The sequence below is a fragment of the Streptomyces polyasparticus genome (assembly GCF_014493765.1).
Classification (GTDB): Bacteria; Actinomycetota; Actinomycetes; order Streptomycetales; family Streptomycetaceae; genus Streptomyces; species Streptomyces polyasparticus.
In genome coordinates this window covers 188,798-209,546 of sequence record NZ_JACTVJ010000012.1, presented here as the reverse complement: position 1 = coordinate 209,546, position 20,749 = coordinate 188,798, and the positions used below count along the sequence as shown (strand labels likewise).

Sequence of the window (20,749 nt, the reverse complement as noted above, 5' to 3'; positions counted from 1 at the left end):
CTCGGTGCCGCCCGAGCGGGGTTGTGCCCCCTCGGTGCGGCCCAGGTGGCCGGCCCGCGCCGGTCGTCACCGGGTCCCGGTGGCCGGCCAGGTGTACTCGTACTCGGGCAGCTCGAATCCCTGGTCGAAACGGCACGTACGGGAGTCGGTGCGGCGGCCTCCGTGGCGTTCGTAGAAGGCGACCGCGCGGGTGTTGCCCTGGAGGACCTCCAAGTAGACGTCCCGGCCCGGATGTGCGGTGGCGGACCAGGCCAGGGCGTGCGCGAGGAGTCGGCTGCCGAGGCCGCGGCCGGTGTTGCCCGGGCGGGCGTGCAGATTGTCGAGCAGGATCCGGCCGTCCGGCCGCGGTTCCAGGTAGACGAAGCCGGCCAACTCCTCGGCGTCCTCGGCATCCTCGGCCAGGAACAGCGCCGCACCCGGCAGGGGCTCGGCCAGCCGCGCCCGCCACACCGTGCGGCGCTCCGCGAGCAGCGGACCGGCCAGGTACTCCGCGGGGAACAGATTCGCGTACGCCCTCCGCCAGCTGGCGGTGTGCAGCGCGGCGACGGCATCGGCATCGGTCGGTGCGGCAGTCCTGATCTCCATCGCCGCATTTTCCACCAGGGGCGTCAGGGCCTCCTACTGCGTGTACTGCTCCGCGAACTCGCCGCTTGCGGGAATGGGTGTGATCACGTCGATCAGGACCCCATTGGGGTCGGCCACGATGAAGTGCCTCTGCCCGAACTCCTCGCTGCGCAGCTCCAGTTCGGCCCGCAGGCCGCCCCGCACGACCAGCCGGTCCCACTCCGCGTCGACGTCCTCGACCTCGAAGTTGAGGAGCAGCCCCTGGACCGGAGTGCGATACGGCGCGGGCAGGGTGGGGTGGGTGTGGTCCAGGAGGGCGAGTTCGTACGCGGGCGTCCCCGGTCGTCGCAGGCTCACGTACCAGTCGGCCTCGAAGGTCGTCTCGAAGCTGAGGAGCTCGGTGTAGAAGCGCGCCGATTCCTGGAGCTTCGACGTGCAGATCACCGGATACATGCTGGTGAGTTTCATGGGAACCCCATTTCGCGTACCATCGGTATGTCAAATGAAGGCTACTCGCATACCGTCGGTATGTAAAAGGGGAGGCTCAGGTGAACCGGGCCGAGCAGCGCGAACACACCCGCCGCACACTGCTGCGCGAGAGCAGGCGCCTTTTCGCGGCACAGGGATACGCCGCCGTCGGTCTCGCCGAGATCGTCCGCGCTGCCGGAGTCACCAAGGGCGCGCTCTACCACCACTTCGACGGCGGCAAGACCGCCCTCTTCCGCTCCGTACTCGAGGAGGTGCAGCAGGAAGTGGCCCAGGCCGTCGCGCGTGCCGCCGACGCCGAGGACGATCCCTGGGAGCAGCTCCTCGCCGGATGCCGCACCTTCCTCGCCTCCGCGGCCGACCCCGAGGTGCAGCAGATCATGCTGCTCGACGGCCCCGCCGTCCTCGGCTGGAACGAGTGGCGCGCCCTCGACGAAGCGGCATCGGCCCGACACCTCGCCGAGGCTCTCACCTCCCTCATCGACGCAGGCATCCTCAGCCCGCAACCCGTCGAGCCCCTCACCCGCCTCCTGTCCGGAGCCATGAACGAGACCGCCCTCTGGCTCGCCTCCTCCTCCGGGCCGGCCGATCTCGCCGATGCCCAGGCCGCGTTGACCCGCATCCTCGAAGGCCTGCGCGCCGCCTGACGTACGCGCACATCGGCCGTGCTTGCCCCGGCAGGGGGCGGGTGTTGGGATGGGGCACGTGACAGCAGCAGGAAAGGACCGGACGACCGTGACGGTCGAGGCGGTCTTCCGGATGGAATCCGCGCGGATCATCGCGGCCGTGACCCGGGTCGTACGCGATGTCGGCATAGCGGAGGAACTGGCCCAGGACGCCCTGATCAGCGCACTGGAGCAGTGGCCCCGCGACGGCGTCCCCGACAACCCGGCCGCATGGCTGATGACGACCGCGCGGCGCAAGGCCATCGACCTCGTGCGCCGCAAGGAGACCTACGCGCGCAAGCTCGCCGAGGTCGGCCGGACCCTGGAGGACGTACCGCCGCCCGAGCCGTCCGATCCCGATGACATCGACGACGATCTGCTGCGGCTGATCTTCACGGCCTGCCATCCGGTGCTCTCGGCGAAGGCCCGTATCGCCCTCACCCTGCGGCTGCTGGGCGGTCTGACCACCGACGAGATCGCCCGCGCGCTCCTGACCACCGAACCGACCGTCGCCCAGCGCATCGTGCGCGCCAAACGCGCTCTCGCCAAGGCGGACGTCCCCTTCGAGGTCCCCGGAGCCGACGAACGCCCGGCCCGCCTCGCCTCGGTGCTCGAAGTCATCTACCTGATCTTCAACGAGGGCTACAGCGCCACGGCCGGCGAGGATCTGCTGCGGCCCGCCCTGTGCGAGGACGCGCTGCGGCTCGCGCGGGTGCTCGCCGCACTGATGCCGCGCGAGCCCGAAGTGCACGGACTCGCGGCCCTGTTGGAGTTCCAGGCCTCCCGGCTGCCGGCCCGCACCGGCCCCGACGGAGAGCCGGTGCTCCTGGCCGACCAGAACCGCACCAAGTGGAACCGCATGCTGATCCACCGAGGCGTCGACGCCCTGCAGCGGGCCGGCACCGGCCCGTACTCCGTGCAGGCCGCGATCGCCATGTGCCATGCGCAGGCGCTGCGTTACGAGGACACGGACTGGAAGGCGATCGCCGCACTGTACGGGCGGCTCGCCCAGCTCACGCCGTCCGCGGTGGTCGAGCTCAACCGGGCGGTGGCGGTGTCGATGGCGGAGGGCCCTGAGCAGGCGCTGAAGCTGGTGGACGCGCTTGCGGAAGAAGGCGCCCTCAAGGAGTACCACTTGCTGCCGAGTGTGCGCGGTGATCTTCTGGCGCGGCTCGGCCGGCACGAGGAGGCGCGGGCCGAGTTCGCCCGGGCGGCGTCCCTGACGCGCAACGCCCGGGAGCGCGAGCTGCTCCTTGCGCGGGCCCGGGAGGCCGGCGGCTGACGGTGTGGGGATGCGGGGCGTGCGGCGGCGGCTGTCGGCGTACGGGCACGGGGCGTGCGGCGGCTGTTGGCGTACGGACACCGGGGCAACCGGCGCTTGCGGTGCGGTGGCGCGTGGGGTGCCGTACGAAACAGGACAGCCGATGCGACCTATAGTTGCCGCGTGCGCCGCCCCGAGTGGTTGCCGTGTGTCGCCACGAGCGGGCACGTCAGCACCCCGAGACCGCTCCCGCCCACCGCCCCAGACCGCCCCGACAAGGAAGCGCCGTGACGGACTTCGACGCGATCGACGCGCTCCTGGCCTCGGTCCAGGAAGAGACCGCCCTGCCCCCGGCCGAGGAACGCAGGCGGCTGCGCGAGGCACTCGGACTGTCGCGTACGCAGGTGGCGGCCGTGCTCGGGGTGTCCGCGTCGACCGTCGGCGGGTGGGAGAGCGGACGCGAGCCGAGCGGGGAGATCCGTGCGAAGTACGGGTACTTCCTGGAGGGCGCGCAGTCCAAGGTGGGTGGCGTGGCCGATCAGGGCGCCGGGGGTACGGAGCCTGCGGGGGCGGTCGTTGCCGAGCGCGAACCCGGCGATGAGCCTGAGCGCGAGCCCGTGCACGAATCCGAGCGCGAGCCCGCACACGAGCCCGAGCCCGTACACGATCCCGCACCCTGTGTGCTGTGCGGCGCCCCTGCCGTGCATCAAGTCGAGGGATTCGCGCAGCACTTGGATGCGGCGCAGTGCGAGGCGGCGACCTCGTCCGAGGCCGGGCCGCGGGAGCAGTCAGCCGCTGCTGTGACAGTGACGCCCGAAGCTGTGATCGCGACGCCCGGACGACCGGCCACCGACACGGCCGCAACCAAGATCGTCCCCGCCGGCCGCCGCGCCAAGGAAGCCGACTCCCCGGACCTCATCGCTCGCGCCGTCGACGCCGCGCTCGCCGCCCACAGCGGAGACGTCGACGCCGCCACGGCCGCCCTCGTCAAGCGCGCCATCCCCGATGCGATGGCGCTGCTCGACGACACCCGCAAGGGCGCCCGCTACCAGGTGATCGCCCACCCGCCGATGCCCGACATCCTGCGCCGCAAGACGGCCAAGGGCCCGGACGACATCTGGGAGGCGCGCCCGAACTGGACGCGTCCCGAACTTCCCGCGGGCCTCCATGAGGTCACCGCCCTCGATATCAACGGCGCCTACCTCTCGGCGCTCAAGACGCACCTGCCGATCGGCGCGCTCGAACACTCCACGGGCAACGTCCACGACCGTCGCCGTGCGGGCGTCCACCTGATCACCCCGCCGTCCTGGGACCTGGAACACCTCCTGCCCAACCCCCTCGGCAACCGCGACGAGGCAGGCGAACTCTGGGTCACCGAACCGACGTTGCGCCTGCTGCTCCGCCTGTCCTCCGATCCGTACGGGCTGTGCGAGCCTCCCGTGATCCACGAGTCCTGGACCTCGGGGGCCACCGAGGGGCTCCTGGAGAAGTTCCGTATCGCCCTCAAGGACGCCCGCGACCGCGCGATCGCCGAGGACGACCCGGTCACGCTCGAGTACGTGAAGGCGATGTACGCCAAGTTCGTCTCGACGATGGGGGAGTCGAACTACAACCGGGAGCTGTACCGCAGCGACTGGATGCACCTCATCCGCTCGCAGGCCTTCGCCAACCTCTGGATGAAGGCGTACAAGTGCTTCGACGAAGGCCTCGTCGTCGTCCGCGCGATGGGCACCGACGAACTCCACGTCTCGGGCGACTGGCGCCAGATCTTCACGGAGGGCCGCGCGGTGACCGAGGTCAAGGTCAAGGACGTCTACCACCTGGGCGAGCGCGAAGCGGAGCTCCCGGCGGACGCCTGAAACGATTGCCTGGGCGCCTCCCTCGTCCGGCCCTGTCGACAGATGGTTGTCAGCGGTCGACAACCCAATGGGCGTCTGCAGGCCAAGAGCCCGTCCTCAGGATCTCCTCCACGAGCCTGAACGCCTCGCCGAGGGGCACGGTGTCCTCATCCGCGTACACGTCGAGCTGCCCGTTCGAGAGGACGAACCCGTCGCTCGAGCCGTGAGCTCCGGGGGTCACCGCATGCTCGCCCGGATCGCCCTCTTCTTCGAGAAGCATCACCATCACGCGCTCGGTATTCGTCACGAAGACCAGCGACCGCCCGGACGAACTGCTCAGCCGCGTCTCCAGCCGACCGCTGTCGATCCGCGTCCGGAGTGCCTCCAGCACTGTCCCGGCCGACACCGGCACAGAGCCGTCGTCGTCGATCACCCAGGACTCGCTCACGAGCCCGACGATCTCATGGACGGGCCCAGAGGCAGTTCCTGGATCGCGCTGCCAGAACCGCTTTCCGCATGCGGACCGTGCACCGCACCCCCGTAGGGACGGCGTCCGAAAGCCGCCTCCAGCAGCAGCCCCCGCGGCGAACGAGCTCTCCCCGCGACGGCGCGGCGGCGCAGCTTGCCGAGGATGGCCGTTCGCGCGCGTAGCGGAATCTTCCAAGACACGGACCACCGCGACCGTCCAAACTCAGCCTCCCTGCATCTGTGCAGGACATGACAAGAGGTGGACCATGCGGCAACTCGCCAAACGACTCGGGGGCGTAGGGGCAACAGCCCTACTTCTCGCCACCGTAGGCACCCTCGGTACCGCTCCACCCGCACAAGCCGCCGGTGCACGCGGCTTCTCGGCCAGCGTGCCGGGCGCCCGCTTCACCGGCGGCCTCGAATGGCAAGAGGGCCCGAACCTCTCGTCGCGCGCGTTCATCTACAACGCCCACGTCGAAGACACTGCCGGCGACGACTACCGCGCAGTTGCCTACATCCATTACGAACTTGTGCCGCTATACGAAGGCAATTGCAACGACCTGGGCTGCCAGATCATCAAGGGACCCCGCAGCAAGCACGACGTCTACGTAGCCAACGCCACACCGAAGGGCGACGTAAGCCAGGCCTATTGGGACTACCAAGACACGTGGACCCTCATCGAAAACGTTTGGGTGCAGGTGTGCACGGAGCAGTGGCGCTACACGCCACACAAGAAGATCGCATGCTCTGGCTGGCGCTGACCGCCCAGGGCTATGACCACAGACAGGGGCGAAGCGGGCAATGACTGCCGACCTCAACGCGCGGCAGTGCAGCGCAACCCTGACTGAGCCGCATCGCTGAACGTCGTACTGGTGCTGCTCGGGCCGACGGCGCTCCCGGCGAACCGACGCCCCGAACCCCTCCCAGGGTTCGGGGCTTCGTCATGTCAGCGCTTCGGCAGGTAGTAGGGGCACGCAGAAGTCCTGCAACCCCCGCTCGTAGAACGGGTCGCGGCCCGACAGGATGCCCGCCGACTGCGGGGCGAGGGGGCTCATCACCCGTCCCTGGCGGCACTGGCCGGCGCCGGCGAGAGGGGCGGCTGGGTGGCCTGGCCTTCGCATTTCTCCTATCGCCTGACGGAGGGCGCAGGCTGATCTCCCGACGCTTGGCATGGACACGCAAGAGAGGCCAATTCCTTGCACGTCCATCGACCCTGAAGGAGACCAGTGCTCGTTTCCAGGCCCCGCACGTTGGCTGCCTCTATCGTCCTCGCGGCGGCAGTCTTCACGCCGGGAGTAGCCGTCGCCGCTCCGTCGACATCGGCGACGACCGTCAGCCCCGCCGCCACGGCTGGGCGTTGCGAGCTCGCCGACTTCATCGGCTTCACCTGCAACTACTACTACGGCACCGCCTACTCCGATTACGGCGACAGCGGGGCCAAGGTCAAGGAGATCCAGGCTCTCCTCCGCGATGTCTTCGGCTACTCGATCGGGCGCTCTGGCGTCGACGGGCAGTTCGGGACCGCCACTCGCTCTGCGGTGATCAGATTCCAGTCGGATCGCGGACTGTCGCCTGACGGCATCGTCGGACCCAACACCTGGTACCACTTGCGCACACCCGGCGCGTAGGGCGCGGAGCTGCCCCGCACCATCTGGCGCGGGGCAGCCAACCTGTTGCGCGAGTCCTGCTCGCCGAGAACCGCTGCCTAGGAAACGGCCGGCGGGCGCATCGCCGCCGACGTCGACGCAAGATCGCGCGCCGGCCACGCCGCAACCAGCATCCCTTGTAGGTTCCGTGGCCAGTCCATCCGCTTCCAGTAGGTCACGGCCGCCACTCGTCTCGGTAACCGGGCCGGTCCGCGTAGGCCACGGTGAGCGCTTGGAGCGCGCGATCGCGGCACCATTGAGCGCCGAGGCTCTCTGCGGCCTGGACCAGATCGGCGGGGAGCTGCCGCTTCGCGGCGACCGCCGCGAGTACCCGCGACGGGTCGTGTCGGGCGATGTGAGCGGCGTCGGCAGACCGGTGGCAGTCGATGATCGTGCCCTCGTCGAGCTGGACGCCGAACCGCTCCACAAGGTCATTCATCCCGCACCCTCCCCTGAGAGAGGGCCTCGTCGAGATGCTCCTGCACTGCCCCGAACAGGGATCTCTGGGAGCGCGAGCCGGGCGATCGGGGTGAACTCCTGCGCCGCCGCCACGCGGTCCAGCTCAACCGTCAGCGCGCGGGATGGCCATGGCCGCATGCTGTCACGCCGCAGTGTGTGGCCCCGTCCCGGCGAACGGTCCGTCGAACGCCAGCTTCGCGAAGCGTTCTCCGATGCGGAGGTGGGTGGCGGCGTCCGGGTGGAGCTGGTCCGGCAGGGGGAGTTCCGCGAAGTCCGGCTCGCCGTACAGGTCTTGGCCGTCCAGATAGTGCAGGTGCTGATCGTCAGCCGCCCGCTGGGCCACGATGCGGGCGAGTTCGTCGCGGATCACGCGCAAGGTGAGCTTGCCGGCCGCGACCTCCGCCGGGTCGCCGGTGGCCACGAAGGAGAGCTTGCCCGTTGCGAGGGATGCGGGGTCGAAGGCGCCGGGGCCAGGGGTGTCCTCGTGGATCGGGCAGTGGATCGGCGACACCACGAGCAGCGGGGTGGTCGGGTGGCCTTCACGGATCGTGTCGAGGAATCCATGCACCGCCGGGCCGAAGGCGCGCAGGCGCATCAGGTCCAGGTTGACGAGGTTGATGCCGATCTTGACGCTGATCAGGTCCGCCGGAGTGTCCCGCATGGCCCGCGCCGTGAACGGGTCGAGCAGGGCGCTGCCGCCGAACCCGAGGTTGACCAGGTCCACCCCGCCGAGCCTGGCCGCCAGGGCGGGCCAGGTGGCACTCGGGCTCGCGGCGTCGGAGCCGTGGCTGATCGAACTGCCGTGGTGGAGCCAGACCTTGCGGTTCCCGTCGGCGAGCGGCTGAACCGGTGCGTCCGTGCGCAGCGCGACCAGTTCGGTGGTCTCGTTGTGTGGCAGCCACAGCTCCACGGTCTTGTCGTGGTCGGGCAGCCCTGCGAAACGCAGCGTGCCCGGTGTGCCCACGGTGTGCTCGATGGAACCGTTCGTCAGGTCGACCGTCAGGGTGCTGCCGCCGCTGACGCTTGCCTGCGCGGCCAGTTCACCGTCGACGAGCAGGTCGTAGACCCCGTCCGGACGCGCCGGCGCACCCACGTACACACGCTTGGTGGGCAGGGTGTCCAGCTCCAGTGCCGTGGCGCGGGTGCGGAGCGCGATCCGTACTCCGGAGGCCTGTGACTCGGCCATCGCCAGCTGTCCGTCGGTGCACTGGGCGCGGGCGCGCGCCGGCAGCCGGTGCGGCAGCAGGCCCTGGGGTGTCTCCTCCAGCTCCAGTGCGCCGCGCACGAGGGCGGGGGTGAGCGGGGTGGTGATCCAGTCGTTCATGGGTCAGATCTCTCGGTCGTTCTGTGCGGGCGCGGAAGGAGCGGCGGACGGGGCCGGTGCGGCAGGCGCGGCGGGCCAGTTGCGCAGCAGGGCGTCGAGGGCGTCCACGATCCGCGTCCAGCTCACCGCCGCGGGCGGTGCGCTGTGGTCGAAGCCGCCGGACAGTTCGAGGCTGACGTAGCCGTGGAAGGTGCCGCCCAGGAGCCGTACGGCATGGGTCTGTTCGGACTCCGCCAGGTCGTAGCCGCGCAGGATCGCCCGGGTCATCTGCGCATGCCGCACACCGGCGCTCGCGGCCGCCGTCTCGGGGTCCAGGCGCAGCTGCGCGGCGGCATAGCGGCCCGGGTGCGCGCGTGCGTAGTCCCGGTAGACGTTCGCGAAGGCGGTTAGCGCGTCCTTGCCCGAGCGTCCGGCGAGCGCCTCGGCCGCGCAGTCGGCCATCTCCTCCAGGGCGAGCAGGGCGATACGAGTCTTGAGGTCATGCGAGTTCTTCACGTGCGAGTAGAGGCTCGCGACCTTCACGTCGAAGTGGCGTGCCAGCGCCGACACGGTCACCTGCTCGAAGCCGACCTCGTCGGCGAGCTCCGCACCCGCCTGCGTCAGCCGTTGCGGCGTCAGCCCTGCTCGTGCCATTCCGGTCTCCTCGCCTCTGCCTACGGTCATTATTCATTTGCCTACAGGTTTTAGGCAACTTACGATCGCTTTCATGAAGCCGCTCACCGAATCAGACATCCGAACCTCCTTCGTGAACTGCTCGAAGGGAGAGGCCAAGCGCCTGAACATTCCGCGTGACCTGGCCGAACGCCCGTGGGACGACCTCGACTACCTCGGCTGGCGCGACCCGCAGGCCCCCGACCGCGCGTACCTCGTGGCAGAGATCGACGGCCGGCTGCAGGGCGTGGTTCTGCGGGCCGGCGCGCGACGGACCGGGCAGGCGCGCCCCAGCATGTGCCGGATCTGCCTCACCGCCCACGAGGGAGGCGTCCCGCTGATGGTGGCCCCTCGCGCGGGCGAAGCGGGAAAGCAGGGCAACTCCGTGGGCGTCTACATGTGCGGCGAACTCGACTGCTCGCTCTACGCCCGCGGCATCAAGCAGGTCAGGCCCTCGATGCGGCTCGGCGAGACGCTCACGGTGGAGGAACGCGTCGCGCGCATGGTCACCAATCTGGAAGCCTTTCTGACGAAGGTCACCCACTGACCGGGCTGCGCCCCCCGCTCGCCGTAAACTCGCCGGATGGCAACGTATTTCGACGTCCACCCGGAGAACCCGCAGCGTCGCACCGTGACCACGGTGGCGGACAGCATCCGTGGGGGCGCGCTCATCGCGTATCCGACCGACTCCTGCTATGCGCTGGGCTGTCAGCTCGGCAACCGTGACGGCATCGCCCGGATCCGCTCCATCCGCCAGCTCGACGACCGGCACCATTTCACGCTGGTCTGCCAGGACTTCGCGCAGCTGGGCCAGTTCGTGCACATCGACAACGACGTGTTCCGTGCCATCAAGGCGGCCACGCCCGGCAAGTACACCTTCATCCTGCCCGCGAGCAAGGAAGTGCCGCGGCAGCTGATGCACCCGAAGAAGAAGACCGTCGGAGTGCGCATCCCCGACCATGTCGTCACGCAGGCGCTCCTGGCGGAGCTCGGCGAACCGCTCCTGTCCAGCACGCTGCTGCTGCCCGGCGAGCCCGAGCCCCTCACGCAGGGCTGGGAGATCAAGGAACGCCTCGACCACGTCGTCGACGCCGTCCTGGACTCCGGCGACTGCGGCACCGAGCCCACCACGGTGATCGACTTCTCCGGTGGGGACGTCGAGATCGTACGGCGCGGGGCGGGGGACACCTCCCGCTTCGAGTAGGGGACCGCCGCAGACGGGTCATGTCCGAATGTGACAGAGAGCCGTCATTGCCGCCATCGAGGCCACGGGCGAGGATGGGGACATGCCCCTCAAGCACCGGGTCGTCATCGTGGTCTTCCCCGATGTCGACCTCCTCGACGTCACCGGACCGGCAGAGGTCTTCTCGCTCGCCAACCGCGAGACCGCAGGCCGTGCCGGGTACGAGGTCCGGCTCGCCGGACCCGCCGCGGGCGAGGTGCGCACCTCGGCGGGCGTACGGGTCGTGGCGGATCTCGGCTTCGACGAGGTGGACGGTCAGGTCGACACCCTGATCGTCCCCGGCGCGGTCGACGCCGGCGACGAAGGTCCCGTGCCCCGGATCGATCCGGAGATCGTGGCCTGGATCGAGAAGGTCGCACCGCGCTCGCGGCGCGTGGCTTCGGTGTGCGTGGGGGCGCATCTGCTCGCGGCGGCCGGGCTGCTCGACGGCAGGACGGCCACCACGCACTGGTCGACGGCCGCTCAGCTGGCGGCCGACCACCCCGACGTCACGGTCGACCCGGACCCGATCTTCGTCCGGGCCGACCGCGGCCGGCTCTGGACGGGCGCCGGCATCAGCGCCTGCCTGGACCTGTCGCTCGCCCTGGTCGCCGAGGACCTCGGCGAGGCCGTCGCGCTCGCGGTCGCGCGGCAGCTGGTGATGTACCTCAAGCGGCAGGGCGGACAGAGCCAGTTCTCCGTACCGCTCAGCCGCCCGGCCGCGACCCGCCGCGACATCGACGAACTGCGCGTGTGGATCGCCGACCACCTCGACCAGGACCTGTCCGCCGAGGTGCTCGCCGAACGCATGTGTCTCAGCGAGCGGCACTTCGCCCGCGTCTTCAAACAGGAGACAGGGCAGAGCCCGGCCGCCTACGTCGAGGCCGCGCGCGTCGAGACCGCACGCCGTCTCCTGGAGACGACCGACGACGCGCTCGACCGCATCGCCGCGGCGGCCGGACTCCGCTCCGCTGAAACCCTGCACCGCGCGTTCAAACGGCAGCTCGCCACCACACCGGCCGGCTACCGGCGCCGCTTCCGCACCAGCTCGGTCTGACGGCGCACGACCGGCCATCTGATCCACCAGCCATCCGAATCCACCGGCACGGAGCGTGGCTTCGCCATGCCCGCACACCGGCACCCCACCACACGAAAGGCACCCCATGTCCCAGCCCTCGAAGTCCCTGCGCGAGGTTGTCGGACTCGACAACGACCTGCCGAAGCTCGGCGAGTCGATCGTCGTGATGGTCGACTTCCAGAACACCTACCGCACCGGCGTCATGGCCCTGGAAGGAGCGGAGGAGGCCCTCGCGGCCGGCGCCCGTCTCCTGGAGCGTGCCCGCGCCGCCGGAGCGCCCGTCGTGCACGTCATCAACGACGGCGGCGAAGGCACCCCGTACGACATCCGCGCCGAGATCGGTGCGATCAGCGACGAGGTCGCCCCGGCCGAGGGCGAGGCCGTCGTGGTCAAGGGCTTCCCGAACTCCTTCCACGAGACGACCCTCACCGATGTCCTGACCGGCCTCGGCGCCGCCCCGGGCAGCGGCAGGAACCTGGTCATCGCCGGCTTCATGACGCACATGTGCGTCAACTACACGTCCCAGGGCGCCTTCAACCTCGGCTACCGCCCCACGGTCGTCGCCGAGGCCACCGCCACCCGCAGCCTCCCGGCCCCCGACGGCAGCGTGGTCCCCGCGGCCGCGCTCCAGACGGCCGCGCTCACCACGATCGCGGACCTCTTCGGGGTCGTGGCACCCACGGTGGACGCGCTGCAGGCCTGATCCGCACACGACGGCAGGGGCGGGACGGCAGCACGCCGCCCCGCCCCTGCCGTCGTCACCGTGCGGTGTGCCTGATGGCTCAACTGTCAGGCGACGGCGGTCCCTTCGAGTTCCACGAGCAGGTCCGGAATCGCCAGCCGCGAGACGCCCAGCATCGTCGTGGCCGGCGCCGCCCCCGCCGCGCCCAGCCGCGCCGCCAGGACACCGTAGTGCTCGAAGAGCCGGTCGACATCAGTCGTGTACACGGTCAGCCGCACCAGGTTCGTCAGGGACATCCCGGCCTCGGCGAGCACGGCCTCCAGATTGTCGAGGCTCAGCGCCACCTGAGCCGCCATGTCACCGGCATGCTCGGGTTTGCCCTCGGCGCTCATCGCGGCCTGCCCCGAGCAGTACAGAGTCCGGGTCTGCCCAGTGACGAGCTCGCCCTGGTTGTAGCCCAACTCCCCTGACCACGCCCACGGGTTGACCGCTGTTCGCTCCACGCCCACTTCAGCTCCCTCGAGTTGTCTTCCTCGTGCGGAGCCGAGCCTGCCAAGCATTCACGACATCCTCTGTCATGTATGTGATGAAGTTCCGGCATGCGTGCCGACCGCCTTGTGTCCCTGGTCCTGCTGCTCAGGCAACAGGGCAGGATGTCCGCGACCGCCCTCGCCGAGGAGCTCGAGGTCTCCACCCGCACCGTGCTGCGCGATGTCGAGGCACTCTCCGCGGCCGGCGTCCCCGTGTACGCCGAGCGCGGCCGGCACGGCGGCTTCGCCCTGCTGCCCGGCTTCCGTACGGAGCTCACCGGCCTGAACCCCGACGAGGCACTGGCCCTCCTCGTCGCCGGATCGCGGCGCGGCGCGCAGACCCTCGGCCTCGGCTCCGCACTCGCCTCGGCCATGCTCAAGGTCGTCGACGCACTGCCCGACAGCTACCGCGACACGGCGGCCGGTGTCGCCCAACGCCTGCTCATCGACCCGGAGACCGACCTCCTCTCGCGCCGGCTCGTCGCCGACGAGATACCGGACGCGGTCGCGGCCGAGATCCTGCGCGCGGTATTCACCGGACACAAGCTGAGGATCCGGTACGCGACCGCGGATCAGCCGCCGCACTGGCGCACGGTCGACCCGGTGGGCCTGGTCACCGTCCGCGACCGCGGCTACCTCCTCGCCACGCGCTCCGGCGAGGACCGCACGTACCGGCTCTCCCGTATCCAGGCCGCCGAGGAACTCGCCGAGCCCGCCGACCGGCCGGACCGGGTCGATCTGGACCGGGCCTGGCAGGAGCGCAGCACACGGTTCCGGAGCGGTGGCGACCAAGTGACCGTGCTCGTACGGGTGGACAAGGACCGCAGGGAAGAGCTGGTCGGCACGGCCGTGGCCGTCCTCGGCGAACAGTCCGACGCGGACGGCAGGTTGCGCATCGAGGCGGCGTTCCAGGATGCGCGGCACGCGGAGTGGGCGCTGTGGCAACTCGGCACCCGGGCCGAGGCGTTGAGCCCCCAGTGGCTGCGCACGACCCTGGCCGAACGCGCCGCCGCGCTTGCCGGGCGCTACGCGTCCGAGGCCGTCAGCGAGGAATCAGTCCCTGCCGACCGCGTCAGCGACGGATGAGTCCCAGCTCCGCCGCCCGCGCCACGGCCGCCGTACGCGAATCGACCTCGAGCTTGGCGTACACACGCGCCAGATGGGACTTGACCGTGCCCTCCGTGAGGTGGAGCCGGCTGCCGATCGCCTGATTGGACAGACCTTCCGCGACCAGCGACAGGACCTCGGTCTCGCGCCGGGTCAGCGCCACCGCAGGAGTACGGAGCCGGTGCATCAGCCGGTCCGCGACGGCGGGGGCGAGGATGGTGCGCCCCGCGGCGGCCGTCCGTACGGCGGCGGCCAGGTCCTCGGGCGGAGCGTCCTTGAGGAGATAGCCGGTCGCCCCGGCCTCGATGGCGGGGAGCGTGTCGGCGTCGGAGTCGTAGGTGGTGACCACCAGGACACGTGGCGCGCCCGGCCGGGCCGTGATCAGCGCGGTGGCCTCGGCGCCGCCCATGGCCTTCCCGAACTGCAGGTCCATCAGGACCACGTCGATGTCCCCCGCGGCCGCGCGGACCACAGCGTCCTCGGCGGTGGCGGCCTCCGCGACCACCGTGAGTCCGGGCTCGGTCTCGAGGACCGCGCGCAGACCTGCCCGTACGACGGGATGGTCGTCGGCGAGCAGCAGACGGATGGGGGCGTCGGCCGCAGGCGGCCCCTTCGGCTCGGTCACGATCGGTCCTCCGGCTCGGTGACGGTCGGCGCCGAGGGCTCGACCCCGGTGGATACGGCGAGCGGCAGTCGGGCGGTCAGCGCCGTGCCCTCGCCGGGCGCCGAGGCCAGCGTGAACGTGCCGCCGAGCGCGCGCATACGGGCCCGCATTGCGGCCAGCCCGAAACCGCCGAACTCGGGGTCGGGCAGTGGGAGCCGGGCCGGATCGAACCCGGCACCGTCGTCGACGACGCTGAGGCCGACGTGGCCGCCGTCATAGCCGAGCGTGATGTCGGCGGTGGTCGCGGCAGCATGGCGCACGGTGTTGGCCAGTGCCGACTGGGCGATGCGCAGCAGGGCGACCTCGTGGGCGGTCGGCAGCGGTACCGGGGTTCCGGTGAGGTGGAAACGGGCGGTGAGCCCGTCGTCCGAACCGGTACCGGCGCAAAGGCGCTCCAGCGCACTCGCGAGTGTGCTTCCGTCCAGAGAGGGCGGGGCAAGCGCGGCGACGAACCTGCGCGCTTCGGCGAGATTGTCCACGGCCGCGCGGCGTGCCTGGTCCACATAGCGGGCCGCGGTGTCGGGTGTCCCCGGGAGCGCACGCTCGGCGGCGCGGAGCAGGAGCTGGATGCTGGACAAGCCCTGGGCGAGGGTGTCGTGGATCTCGCGGGCGAGACGCTCACGTTCGGCCAGCACCCCGGCGGTGTGCTGGGCGGCGGCCAGGTCGGCGCGGGTGGCGGTGAGTTCCTCGATCAGCTGCCGGCGCTGGTCCGACTCGCGGTAGAGGGCCTGATAGCCCCACACCACGGCGACCGCGACGGCGGCGCCGAGTGCCGGTCCGATCGCCATGGCCGCGGTGAAGGAGCCCTGATGCGCGCTGAACGCGGCGATCGAGGCGACCGCGGTCGCGATCACTGCCGTGAGCCCCGCGCGCCGCGGCAGCAGGTGCAGCTGCAGGAAGTACAGCGGGAAGGCCAGCCAGATCCCGTCCGCGGTGAGGACGAGCAGGAGGAGCCAGAGCACGCCGACCCCGGCCAGCCACCATGCGGCGGCCCGCCGGGAGCTGCGGACACCGGGCAGGAGCTGACCGGCCGCGTACCCCAGGCCGCAGGCCGCGGCCGCGGCGACGACCAGTCCCGCGTGCGGCCGGCTGTCGACGACGGCCCGTACGGCGGCGAGAGCGAGCAGGCCGACGACGAGGAGATGCAGACACCAGGTCAGGGCCCGGCTGGTGGGGGCGAGAGGCGGAGCGGCGGCGTTCACAGTCCTCCCACCCTAAGGAGGCGGACGCCTGCGGGCCTCCATCGAAAGTTAGAACTCGCGTGGCGTCTTTCGGTCCGCGAAGTGACCTCGCCCGGCAGATGTCCCGGGAGCGGCCGCCGACGAGGGTGGAGGCACTGGCGCGGTCCACCACCGCGGCCCACCGCCGAAGGAGGCAGGCAAGTCCGTGTTCGTCGCCTGGAGAGATCTGAAGTTCGCCAAGGGGCGGTTCGCTCTGATGGGCACCGTGATCGTGCTCATCACCCTGCTCGTCGGGCTGCTCTCCGGTCTGACCGCGGGCCTCGGGCAGCAGAACATCTCCGCCATCACCGGCCTGCCTGCCGACCGGATCGCGTTCCAGACACCCACCGGAGGCCAGGACCTGTCGTACGCGAACTCCCGGATCACCGCCGCGCAGTGGCGGCAGTGGCAGCGCACGCCCGGTGTTACCGGCGCCGAACCGCTCGGTATCACCACCACCGAGGCCTCCGCCGGTGCGGGCACGAGCAGCGGGGTCACCGCCTTCGGCGTCCGGCCGGGCTCGGCCCTGGCGCCCGACAGCAAAAGGATCGACCGAGAGTCGGCCGTGCTGTCCACCGCGGCCGCCGACGACCTCGGCCTGCGGCCCGGGGACACCTTCACCCTGGCCGGGCAGAAGTTGAAGGTTGCCGCCGTCAAGGGCGATGCGTACTTCAGCCACACCCCGGTGATCTGGACCAGCCTCGACACCTGGCAGCGCATCGCGCCCCCGGCCGCCGGCGACGAAGAGTTCGCGACCGTCCTCGCGATCGACAGCGACTCCGGTACGGACATCGGCGCCGCGGACAAGGCCGCCGGCACCGAGACGGTCGCCAAGGACGACTCGCTGGCCGCGATCGGCTCGTACACCTCCGAGAACGGCTCGCTGCAGCTGATGCGCGGCTTCCTGTTCGCGATCTCCGCGCTGGTCATCGGTGCTTTCTTCACCGTCTGGACCATTCAGCGCAGCGGCGATGTCGCGGTGCTCAAGGCACTCGGCGCCTCCACCGCGAGCCTCCTCAAGGACGCGCTCGGCCAGGCCGTCGTCCTGCTCCTCCTCGGCACGCTGATCGGCACCGGTCTCGCGGTGGGCCTCGGCGCGCTGGCCGCCGCGAGCGAGGTGCCGTTCCTCCTCACTCCGTCGACCGTCCTGGTCCCGGCCGCGGTGACGATCCTCCTCGGTGCACTCGGGGCCGCGCTGTCCATCCGCCGCATCACGTCCGTCGACCCGCTGACCGCGCTGGGAAGTGCCCGATGAGCCTCAACCTGACCGATATCACGCTCACTTACCCCGACGGCGACTCCCGGCTCACCGCCCTCGACCGGGTCACCCTGGACGTGCCGGCGGGCAGCGTCACCGCGGTGGTCGGTCCTTCCGGCTCGGGCAAGTCCAGCCTGCTCGCCGTCGCGGCCACCCTGATCACGCCCGATCACGGCACGGTGACCATCGACGGCACGTCCACGACCGGTCTGTCCCGCCGCGCACTCACCGAGCTGCGCCGGCACACCATCGGCATCGTCTTCCAGCAGCCGAACCTGCTGCCCTCGCTCACCGCAGCCGAACAGCTCCAGGTCATGGCCCGGATCGACGGCCGCAGCCCGGCGCAGGCCCGCACCCGAGCCCTCGAACTCCTCGACGCCGTCGGCCTCGCCGACCAGGCAGGGCGGCGCCCCCACCAGCTGTCCGGCGGCCAGCGGCAGCGCGTGAACATCGCACGGGCACTGATGAACGCCCCCCGGGTGCTGCTCGTCGACGAACCCACCAGCGCCCTGGACCACGAACGCGGCGCCGCCGTCATCGACCTGCTCACCGACCTCACGCACCGCCAGGCGACCGCCACCGTCCTCGTCACCCACGACCCGGCCCACCTCACGGCGGTGGACCAAGTGGCGGAGGTGCAGGACGGGAGGCTGCGGGTGCCGTGCCGGTGAGCGGGGCGGGTCGAGCGCCCGCCCTTAGATCGAGAAGCGCTCCTCTTCCAGCAGCGGACGCACCTTGGCGGCGAATCCTCCTGTACGGAACGGGCGTTGCAGCAGTCCGGCGCTCAGCTGCTGCGCGAGGGCCGCGGCGACCATGCCCTGGTCGAGGGCGAGGACGAAGTCGCTCACCCGGCCGGTGGCGACGTTCACCGAGTCGCGGAAGCCGTACGTGTCGTCGTAGGCGCCGAAGTCCCGGTCGAGGGCACGGAGGTTGGCGATCGCCTCAGACCGGGCGTACGGCAGAGCGAGGAACGAGGCGTGTGGCGTGACGACGCCGAGGGAGTGGTAGCCCTCCTCCTGCATGCCGATCGCGTCGACTCCGTACTCGCGGTAGCCGCCCTCGGGGATGTTGGCGGGGGAGAAGCCCCAGTAGCCGTACCCCGCCTCGTCCATGCCGTGCTCGATCTGGCTGCGTACGAACCGGCTGTGGGTCAGGCCCCACGAACGCGGCGACCACTGCGGCTCCGGCACGAACAGCGGCACCATCAGTGCCTCGAACATGGACCCGCCCCAGGTGGGGATCAGCCTGCGGCCGCGATAGGTGTAGTGCCCCTGCCAGACGCGGACGCCGTCGATGGTGGCGTAGGCGCCGGCCGGGTCCTGCTCCTGGCCCATGCCGGGCAGCATCGTGCGGAACAGGTGCCAGTAGTGGTCGGCGGGGATGCTGCCGTCGGCGATGCCGAGGTAACTGGCCATCCGGGGCTCGGTGTTGAGGGCGCCGTAATGGTGGACCGTCGGTTCGCCCTTGCCCGGCTTGTCCGGCCAGTAGCCGCCGCGCAGCTGGCCGGGGCCCGCCACCGGGTCGGCGGGGTCGTACGGCGTGTAGTAGTACGACCAGTCGGCGTCGGCGAGCAGCTTCGCGACCCGCGGGCGCAGGGCGGGCGCGGCGTCGGCGGCGATCCGCAGGCCCGTGACGAGCCAGGCGTTGTCGACGGAGGACAGGAACGGGCGGACCGTGTCGCCGGTTTCGGGCCAGGCAGTCAAGAGCGAACCGTCGTGCGCGTCGTACCAGTTGAACCAGAACCCGTGCGCGCGCTCCAGCCGCTCGACCGCGGCGACGGTCCGCGTCAGACGGCGCTCCATCGTGTCCCGGCCGATCACGCCGAGTCCGCCCGCGGCGGCCGTGGCCCACAGGCCGCAGCCGATGTTGGTGGGGGAGGTCTGCACGGACGGTACGGGGGCGCCCCGGCTGACGTCGATCTTGTCGGTGACGAGACCGAAGTCGGTGGTCATCGCCTCGATCGAGCGGAAGGTCGAGCGGAACCAGGTGCGCAACAGCGCCGCGTCGGAGCGGGCCGGGGCGGCACCGGCCGCGGAGACCGAGCCGAGCGTGAGGGCCGCGGTGCCGGCGCAGGCGGCCATGAGGAACGTACGGCGATCCATGAAGTCCTCCGAAAGGGCGGTGACGGAAAGGCAGTTCGTGGTGCTCGTGCGGGCTGGTGGGGCGGGGGCCGGACGCCTGTCACGGCGTCGGCCCCCGCCCCGGTGCGGGCCTGCGGGGTCAGGTACGCAGGCCCTCGGGACCGGGACGGCGGGGTGTGTGCTCCCGGTCCCGTACGTCCCGGAGCGGTCTAGGGGCATCGCTCCGGGACGGGTCGTACTGCGGCGCGCGACCGGCCGCAGGACCTCGGCGTGACGTCCGAGGCGTCACATACCAGGGATCACTTACAAGGCGTCACAGGCGCGGCAGCGACCGCTCGCGGCCCAGGCCGCCGAGCCAGTGGGCGGCCGGCTTGGGGGTGCGGGCGAAGGTCTCGCCGTCCCAGCCGATCAGCCCGAAGGTGGCCTTGTAGGTGCCCCACTCGTAGTTGTCGAGGGCGCTCCACGCGAGATAGCCGCGTACGTCGATGCCGTCGTCGAGGCAGGCCGCCACGGCGTCGAGCGCGCCGGCGTAGTAGTCGATGCGGCGCTGTTCGTCGCCGGTGGCGATGCCGTTCTCGGTGACAATCAGCGGGGTGCCGGGGCCGATGAGTTCGGCGGTGTGCCGGATCGCGTGTCCGACGGCCTCGGGATAGTACTCCCAGCTCGTCAGCGTCCGCTCGGCGTCGTCGGGCGCGGGCACCGGACCTTCTTCGCCGATCTTCGTACGGGTGTAGGACTGCACACCGATCCAGTCGTCCCCGCGCGCCGCCTCGATGAACACGTCCTCGCGCGGGCCGCGGTAGGCGGCCGTGACCTCCTCGGCGCCGGGCAGGGCCTGGTAGACCTGGTTGGCGATGGTCCAGCCCACCTGGATGTCGGGGTTGATGGCGCGGACGGCCTTCACGGCGGCGTGGTGCGCGGCGATGAGGGCGTACGTGGTCTCCTCGTCGGGGAACGGCAGCCCGGCGGGCGGGAAGCCCTGCTCGCCGCGCTTGGCGAGGCCGGCCATCACCGCGATCATGTTCGGCTCGTTGATGGTGCACACATGCCGTACGCCCTCGCCGATGATGGGTGCGCACTCCTCCACGTACCGGGCGAAGAGCTCCACGGCGCCGTCGGCGGTGAACCCGCCGAGGTCCTCGAACCACTGCGGGATCGTGAAGTGGTGCAGGGTCACCATCGGGCGCAGCCCACGGGCTGTCGCCCCGTCCACCATCCGTCGATAGTGCGCGATCTCGGCGCGCGAGAAGTGGCCGCGGGCGGGCTCGATGCGGGCCCACTCGACGCTGAACCGGTAGTCGGTGAAGCCGAGTTCGGCCAGCAGGTCCATGTCCTGCTCCCAGCGGTGGTAGCTGTCGCAGGCGTCGAGGCTGGGCTCGGCGATCCCGGCCGCCGGGTCGTGCTCCTTGCGCCACCAGTCGCTGTTGACGTTGTTGCCCTCGATCTGGTGGGCGGCGGTGGAGGCGCCCCACAGGAAGCCGTCGGGGAAGGGCGTGCGGGCAGGGCTGGGCGTCATGGTGGTGCCTGTCTTTCTGCGTACGAGGG

General features: G+C 70.9%; 23 protein-coding genes. 12 read left to right on the top strand and 11 right to left on the bottom strand.

From position 1 onward, the window contains the following. Positions 1–66 precede the first annotated feature (66 nt). Complete coding sequence (locus H9Y04_RS25500; RefSeq protein WP_187816341.1) at positions 67–585, bottom strand: GNAT family N-acetyltransferase; 519 nt, start codon at positions 583–585, stop codon at positions 67–69. Between the two features lie 33 nt (positions 586–618). Continuing rightward, positions 619–1,032 carry a VOC family protein gene (locus tag H9Y04_RS25495; protein ID WP_187816340.1) on the bottom strand — a complete coding sequence of 138 codons (414 nt, stop codon included), beginning with the start codon at positions 1,030–1,032 and terminating at the stop codon, positions 619–621. Between the two features lie 80 nt (positions 1,033–1,112). Between H9Y04_RS25495 and H9Y04_RS25490 the strand changes: the two genes are divergently transcribed. From H9Y04_RS25490 to H9Y04_RS25480, 3 genes are all read left to right on the top strand, one after another. Further along, on the top strand, positions 1,113–1,697 hold the full coding sequence (locus H9Y04_RS25490; RefSeq protein WP_187816339.1) for a TetR/AcrR family transcriptional regulator: 585 nt from the start codon (positions 1,113–1,115) through the stop codon (positions 1,695–1,697). A 49-nt stretch (positions 1,698–1,746) separates the two neighbouring features. Continuing rightward, a complete protein-coding gene (locus H9Y04_RS25485) occupies positions 1,747–2,997 on the top strand; it encodes an RNA polymerase sigma factor (protein ID WP_187816338.1) in 1,251 nt (416 codons plus the stop codon). 266 nt (positions 2,998–3,263) lie between these two features. Beyond that, a complete protein-coding gene (locus H9Y04_RS25480) occupies positions 3,264–4,835 on the top strand; it encodes a helix-turn-helix domain-containing protein (RefSeq protein ID WP_187816337.1) in 1,572 nt (523 codons plus the stop codon). Positions 4,836–4,884: 49 nt separating this feature from the next. Here the strand turns inward: H9Y04_RS25480 and H9Y04_RS25475 are convergent, their stop codons facing one another. After that, the gene (locus H9Y04_RS25475; protein WP_187816336.1) at positions 4,885–5,262 is read right to left on the bottom strand and encodes a hypothetical protein; all 378 of its coding nucleotides are present in this window, start codon (positions 5,260–5,262) and stop codon (positions 4,885–4,887) included. 286 nt (positions 5,263–5,548) lie between these two features. Here H9Y04_RS25475 and H9Y04_RS25470 point away from each other — a divergent pair, with 286 nt between their 5' ends. Continuing rightward, positions 5,549–6,043 carry a hypothetical protein gene (locus tag H9Y04_RS25470; protein ID WP_187816335.1) on the top strand — a complete coding sequence of 165 codons (495 nt, stop codon included), beginning with the start codon at positions 5,549–5,551 and terminating at the stop codon, positions 6,041–6,043. Between the two features lie 489 nt (positions 6,044–6,532). Then, entirely contained in the window at positions 6,533–6,910 is a 378-nt protein-coding gene (locus H9Y04_RS25465; RefSeq protein WP_187816334.1) for a peptidoglycan-binding domain-containing protein, read from the top strand. A 193-nt stretch (positions 6,911–7,103) separates the two neighbouring features. Here H9Y04_RS25465 and H9Y04_RS25460 read toward each other — a convergent pair whose 3' ends face one another. The 3 genes from H9Y04_RS25460 to H9Y04_RS25450 all read right to left on the bottom strand — a co-directional run bounded on the left by H9Y04_RS25460 (position 7,104) and on the right by H9Y04_RS25450 (position 9,344). Then, positions 7,104–7,367, bottom strand: coding sequence for a DUF6221 family protein (locus H9Y04_RS25460; protein ID WP_187816333.1), 264 nt, complete (start codon positions 7,365–7,367; stop codon positions 7,104–7,106). Between the two features lie 162 nt (positions 7,368–7,529). Then, entirely contained in the window at positions 7,530–8,711 is a 1,182-nt protein-coding gene (locus H9Y04_RS25455) for a GDSL-type esterase/lipase family protein (RefSeq protein ID WP_187816332.1), read from the bottom strand. 3 nt (positions 8,712–8,714) lie between these two features. After that, positions 8,715–9,344 carry a TetR/AcrR family transcriptional regulator gene (locus H9Y04_RS25450; RefSeq protein ID WP_187816331.1) on the bottom strand — a complete coding sequence of 210 codons (630 nt, stop codon included), beginning with the start codon at positions 9,342–9,344 and terminating at the stop codon, positions 8,715–8,717. Between the two features lie 73 nt (positions 9,345–9,417). Here H9Y04_RS25450 and H9Y04_RS25445 point away from each other — a divergent pair, with 73 nt between their 5' ends. The 4 genes from H9Y04_RS25445 (at position 9,418) to H9Y04_RS25430 (ending at position 12,365) form a co-directional block, all read left to right on the top strand. After that, positions 9,418–9,909 (top strand): FBP domain-containing protein, encoded by a 492-nt coding sequence (locus tag H9Y04_RS25445; RefSeq protein WP_187816330.1) that lies wholly within the window; start codon positions 9,418–9,420, stop codon positions 9,907–9,909. Positions 9,910–9,945: 36 nt separating this feature from the next. After that, entirely contained in the window at positions 9,946–10,566 is a 621-nt protein-coding gene (locus H9Y04_RS25440; protein ID WP_187816329.1) for an L-threonylcarbamoyladenylate synthase, read from the top strand. A gap of 82 nt (positions 10,567–10,648) precedes the next feature. Beyond that, positions 10,649–11,641: a GlxA family transcriptional regulator gene (locus H9Y04_RS25435; RefSeq protein WP_187816328.1), complete on the top strand. Its 993-nt coding sequence runs from the start codon at positions 10,649–10,651 to the stop codon at positions 11,639–11,641. Positions 11,642–11,747: 106 nt separating this feature from the next. Then, positions 11,748–12,365, top strand: a complete 618-nt coding sequence (locus tag H9Y04_RS25430; protein ID WP_187816327.1) for an isochorismatase family protein — start codon at positions 11,748–11,750, stop codon at positions 12,363–12,365. A gap of 86 nt (positions 12,366–12,451) precedes the next feature. Here the strand turns inward: H9Y04_RS25430 and H9Y04_RS25425 are convergent, their stop codons facing one another. Continuing rightward, positions 12,452–12,847, bottom strand: coding sequence for a RidA family protein (locus tag H9Y04_RS25425; RefSeq protein WP_187816326.1), 396 nt, complete (start codon positions 12,845–12,847; stop codon positions 12,452–12,454). A gap of 96 nt (positions 12,848–12,943) precedes the next feature. Here H9Y04_RS25425 and H9Y04_RS25420 point away from each other — a divergent pair, with 96 nt between their 5' ends. Next, entirely contained in the window at positions 12,944–13,960 is a 1,017-nt protein-coding gene (locus H9Y04_RS25420) for a helix-turn-helix transcriptional regulator (protein ID WP_187816325.1), read from the top strand. Here the strand turns inward: H9Y04_RS25420 and H9Y04_RS25415 are convergent. Both H9Y04_RS25415 and H9Y04_RS25410 read right to left on the bottom strand, forming a co-directional pair. Further along, on the bottom strand, positions 13,947–14,606 hold the full coding sequence (locus tag H9Y04_RS25415; protein ID WP_187816324.1) for a response regulator: 660 nt from the start codon (positions 14,604–14,606) through the stop codon (positions 13,947–13,949). The genes H9Y04_RS25420 and H9Y04_RS25415 overlap by 14 nt on opposite strands. Next, entirely contained in the window at positions 14,603–15,847 is a 1,245-nt protein-coding gene (locus H9Y04_RS25410; RefSeq protein WP_187816323.1) for a sensor histidine kinase, read from the bottom strand. Before H9Y04_RS25410 ends, H9Y04_RS25415 begins: the two co-directional genes overlap by 4 nt. 184 nt (positions 15,848–16,031) lie before the next feature. Between H9Y04_RS25410 and H9Y04_RS25405 the strand changes: the two genes are divergently transcribed. Together H9Y04_RS25405 and H9Y04_RS25400 are read left to right on the top strand one after the other, a co-directional pair. Then, complete coding sequence (locus H9Y04_RS25405; protein WP_187816322.1) at positions 16,032–17,120, top strand: ABC transporter permease; 1,089 nt, start codon at positions 16,032–16,034, stop codon at positions 17,118–17,120. Continuing rightward, a complete protein-coding gene (locus H9Y04_RS25400) occupies positions 17,117–17,794 on the top strand; it encodes an ABC transporter ATP-binding protein (RefSeq protein WP_187816321.1) in 678 nt (225 codons plus the stop codon). The genes H9Y04_RS25405 and H9Y04_RS25400 overlap by 4 nt, the downstream gene beginning before the upstream one ends. Positions 17,795–17,818: 24 nt before the next feature. Here the strand turns inward: H9Y04_RS25400 and H9Y04_RS25395 are convergent, their stop codons facing one another. Beyond that, complete coding sequence (locus tag H9Y04_RS25395) at positions 17,819–19,225, bottom strand: glucoamylase family protein (protein WP_187816320.1); 1,407 nt, start codon at positions 19,223–19,225, stop codon at positions 17,819–17,821. A gap of 292 nt (positions 19,226–19,517) precedes the next feature. Continuing rightward, entirely contained in the window at positions 19,518–20,720 is a 1,203-nt protein-coding gene (locus H9Y04_RS25390; protein WP_187816319.1) for a glycoside hydrolase family 1 protein, read from the bottom strand. Between the last annotated feature and the right edge of the window lie 29 nt (positions 20,721–20,749).

Excerpts from the sequence above, each read along its gene's own strand:
- H9Y04_RS25435 (WP_187816328.1), top strand. The coding sequence starts at position 10,649 with ATGCCCCTCAAGCACCGGGTCGTCATCGTGGTCTTCCCCGATGTCGAC.
- H9Y04_RS25395 (WP_187816320.1), bottom strand. The coding sequence starts at position 19,225 with ATGGATCGCCGTACGTTCCTCATGGCCGCCTGCGCCGGCACCGCGGCC.
- H9Y04_RS25430 (WP_187816327.1), top strand. The coding sequence starts at position 11,748 with ATGTCCCAGCCCTCGAAGTCCCTGCGCGAGGTTGTCGGACTCGACAAC.
- H9Y04_RS25495 (WP_187816340.1), bottom strand. The coding sequence starts at position 1,032 with ATGAAACTCACCAGCATGTATCCGGTGATCTGCACGTCGAAGCTCCAG.
- H9Y04_RS25485 (WP_187816338.1), top strand. The coding sequence starts at position 1,747 with ATGGGGCACGTGACAGCAGCAGGAAAGGACCGGACGACCGTGACGGTC.
- H9Y04_RS25440 (WP_187816329.1), top strand. The coding sequence starts at position 9,946 with ATGGCAACGTATTTCGACGTCCACCCGGAGAACCCGCAGCGTCGCACC.
- H9Y04_RS25400 (WP_187816321.1), top strand. The coding sequence starts at position 17,117 with ATGAGCCTCAACCTGACCGATATCACGCTCACTTACCCCGACGGCGAC.
- H9Y04_RS25420 (WP_187816325.1), top strand. The coding sequence starts at position 12,944 with ATGCGTGCCGACCGCCTTGTGTCCCTGGTCCTGCTGCTCAGGCAACAG.
- H9Y04_RS25450 (WP_187816331.1), bottom strand. The coding sequence starts at position 9,344 with ATGGCACGAGCAGGGCTGACGCCGCAACGGCTGACGCAGGCGGGTGCG.
- H9Y04_RS25390 (WP_187816319.1), bottom strand. The coding sequence starts at position 20,720 with ATGACGCCCAGCCCTGCCCGCACGCCCTTCCCCGACGGCTTCCTGTGG.
- H9Y04_RS25445 (WP_187816330.1), top strand. The coding sequence starts at position 9,418 with ATGAAGCCGCTCACCGAATCAGACATCCGAACCTCCTTCGTGAACTGC.
- H9Y04_RS25455 (WP_187816332.1), bottom strand. The coding sequence starts at position 8,711 with ATGAACGACTGGATCACCACCCCGCTCACCCCCGCCCTCGTGCGCGGC.
- H9Y04_RS25460 (WP_187816333.1), bottom strand. The coding sequence starts at position 7,367 with ATGAATGACCTTGTGGAGCGGTTCGGCGTCCAGCTCGACGAGGGCACG.
- H9Y04_RS25470 (WP_187816335.1), top strand. The coding sequence starts at position 5,549 with ATGCGGCAACTCGCCAAACGACTCGGGGGCGTAGGGGCAACAGCCCTA.
- H9Y04_RS25500 (WP_187816341.1), bottom strand. The coding sequence starts at position 585 with ATGGAGATCAGGACTGCCGCACCGACCGATGCCGATGCCGTCGCCGCG.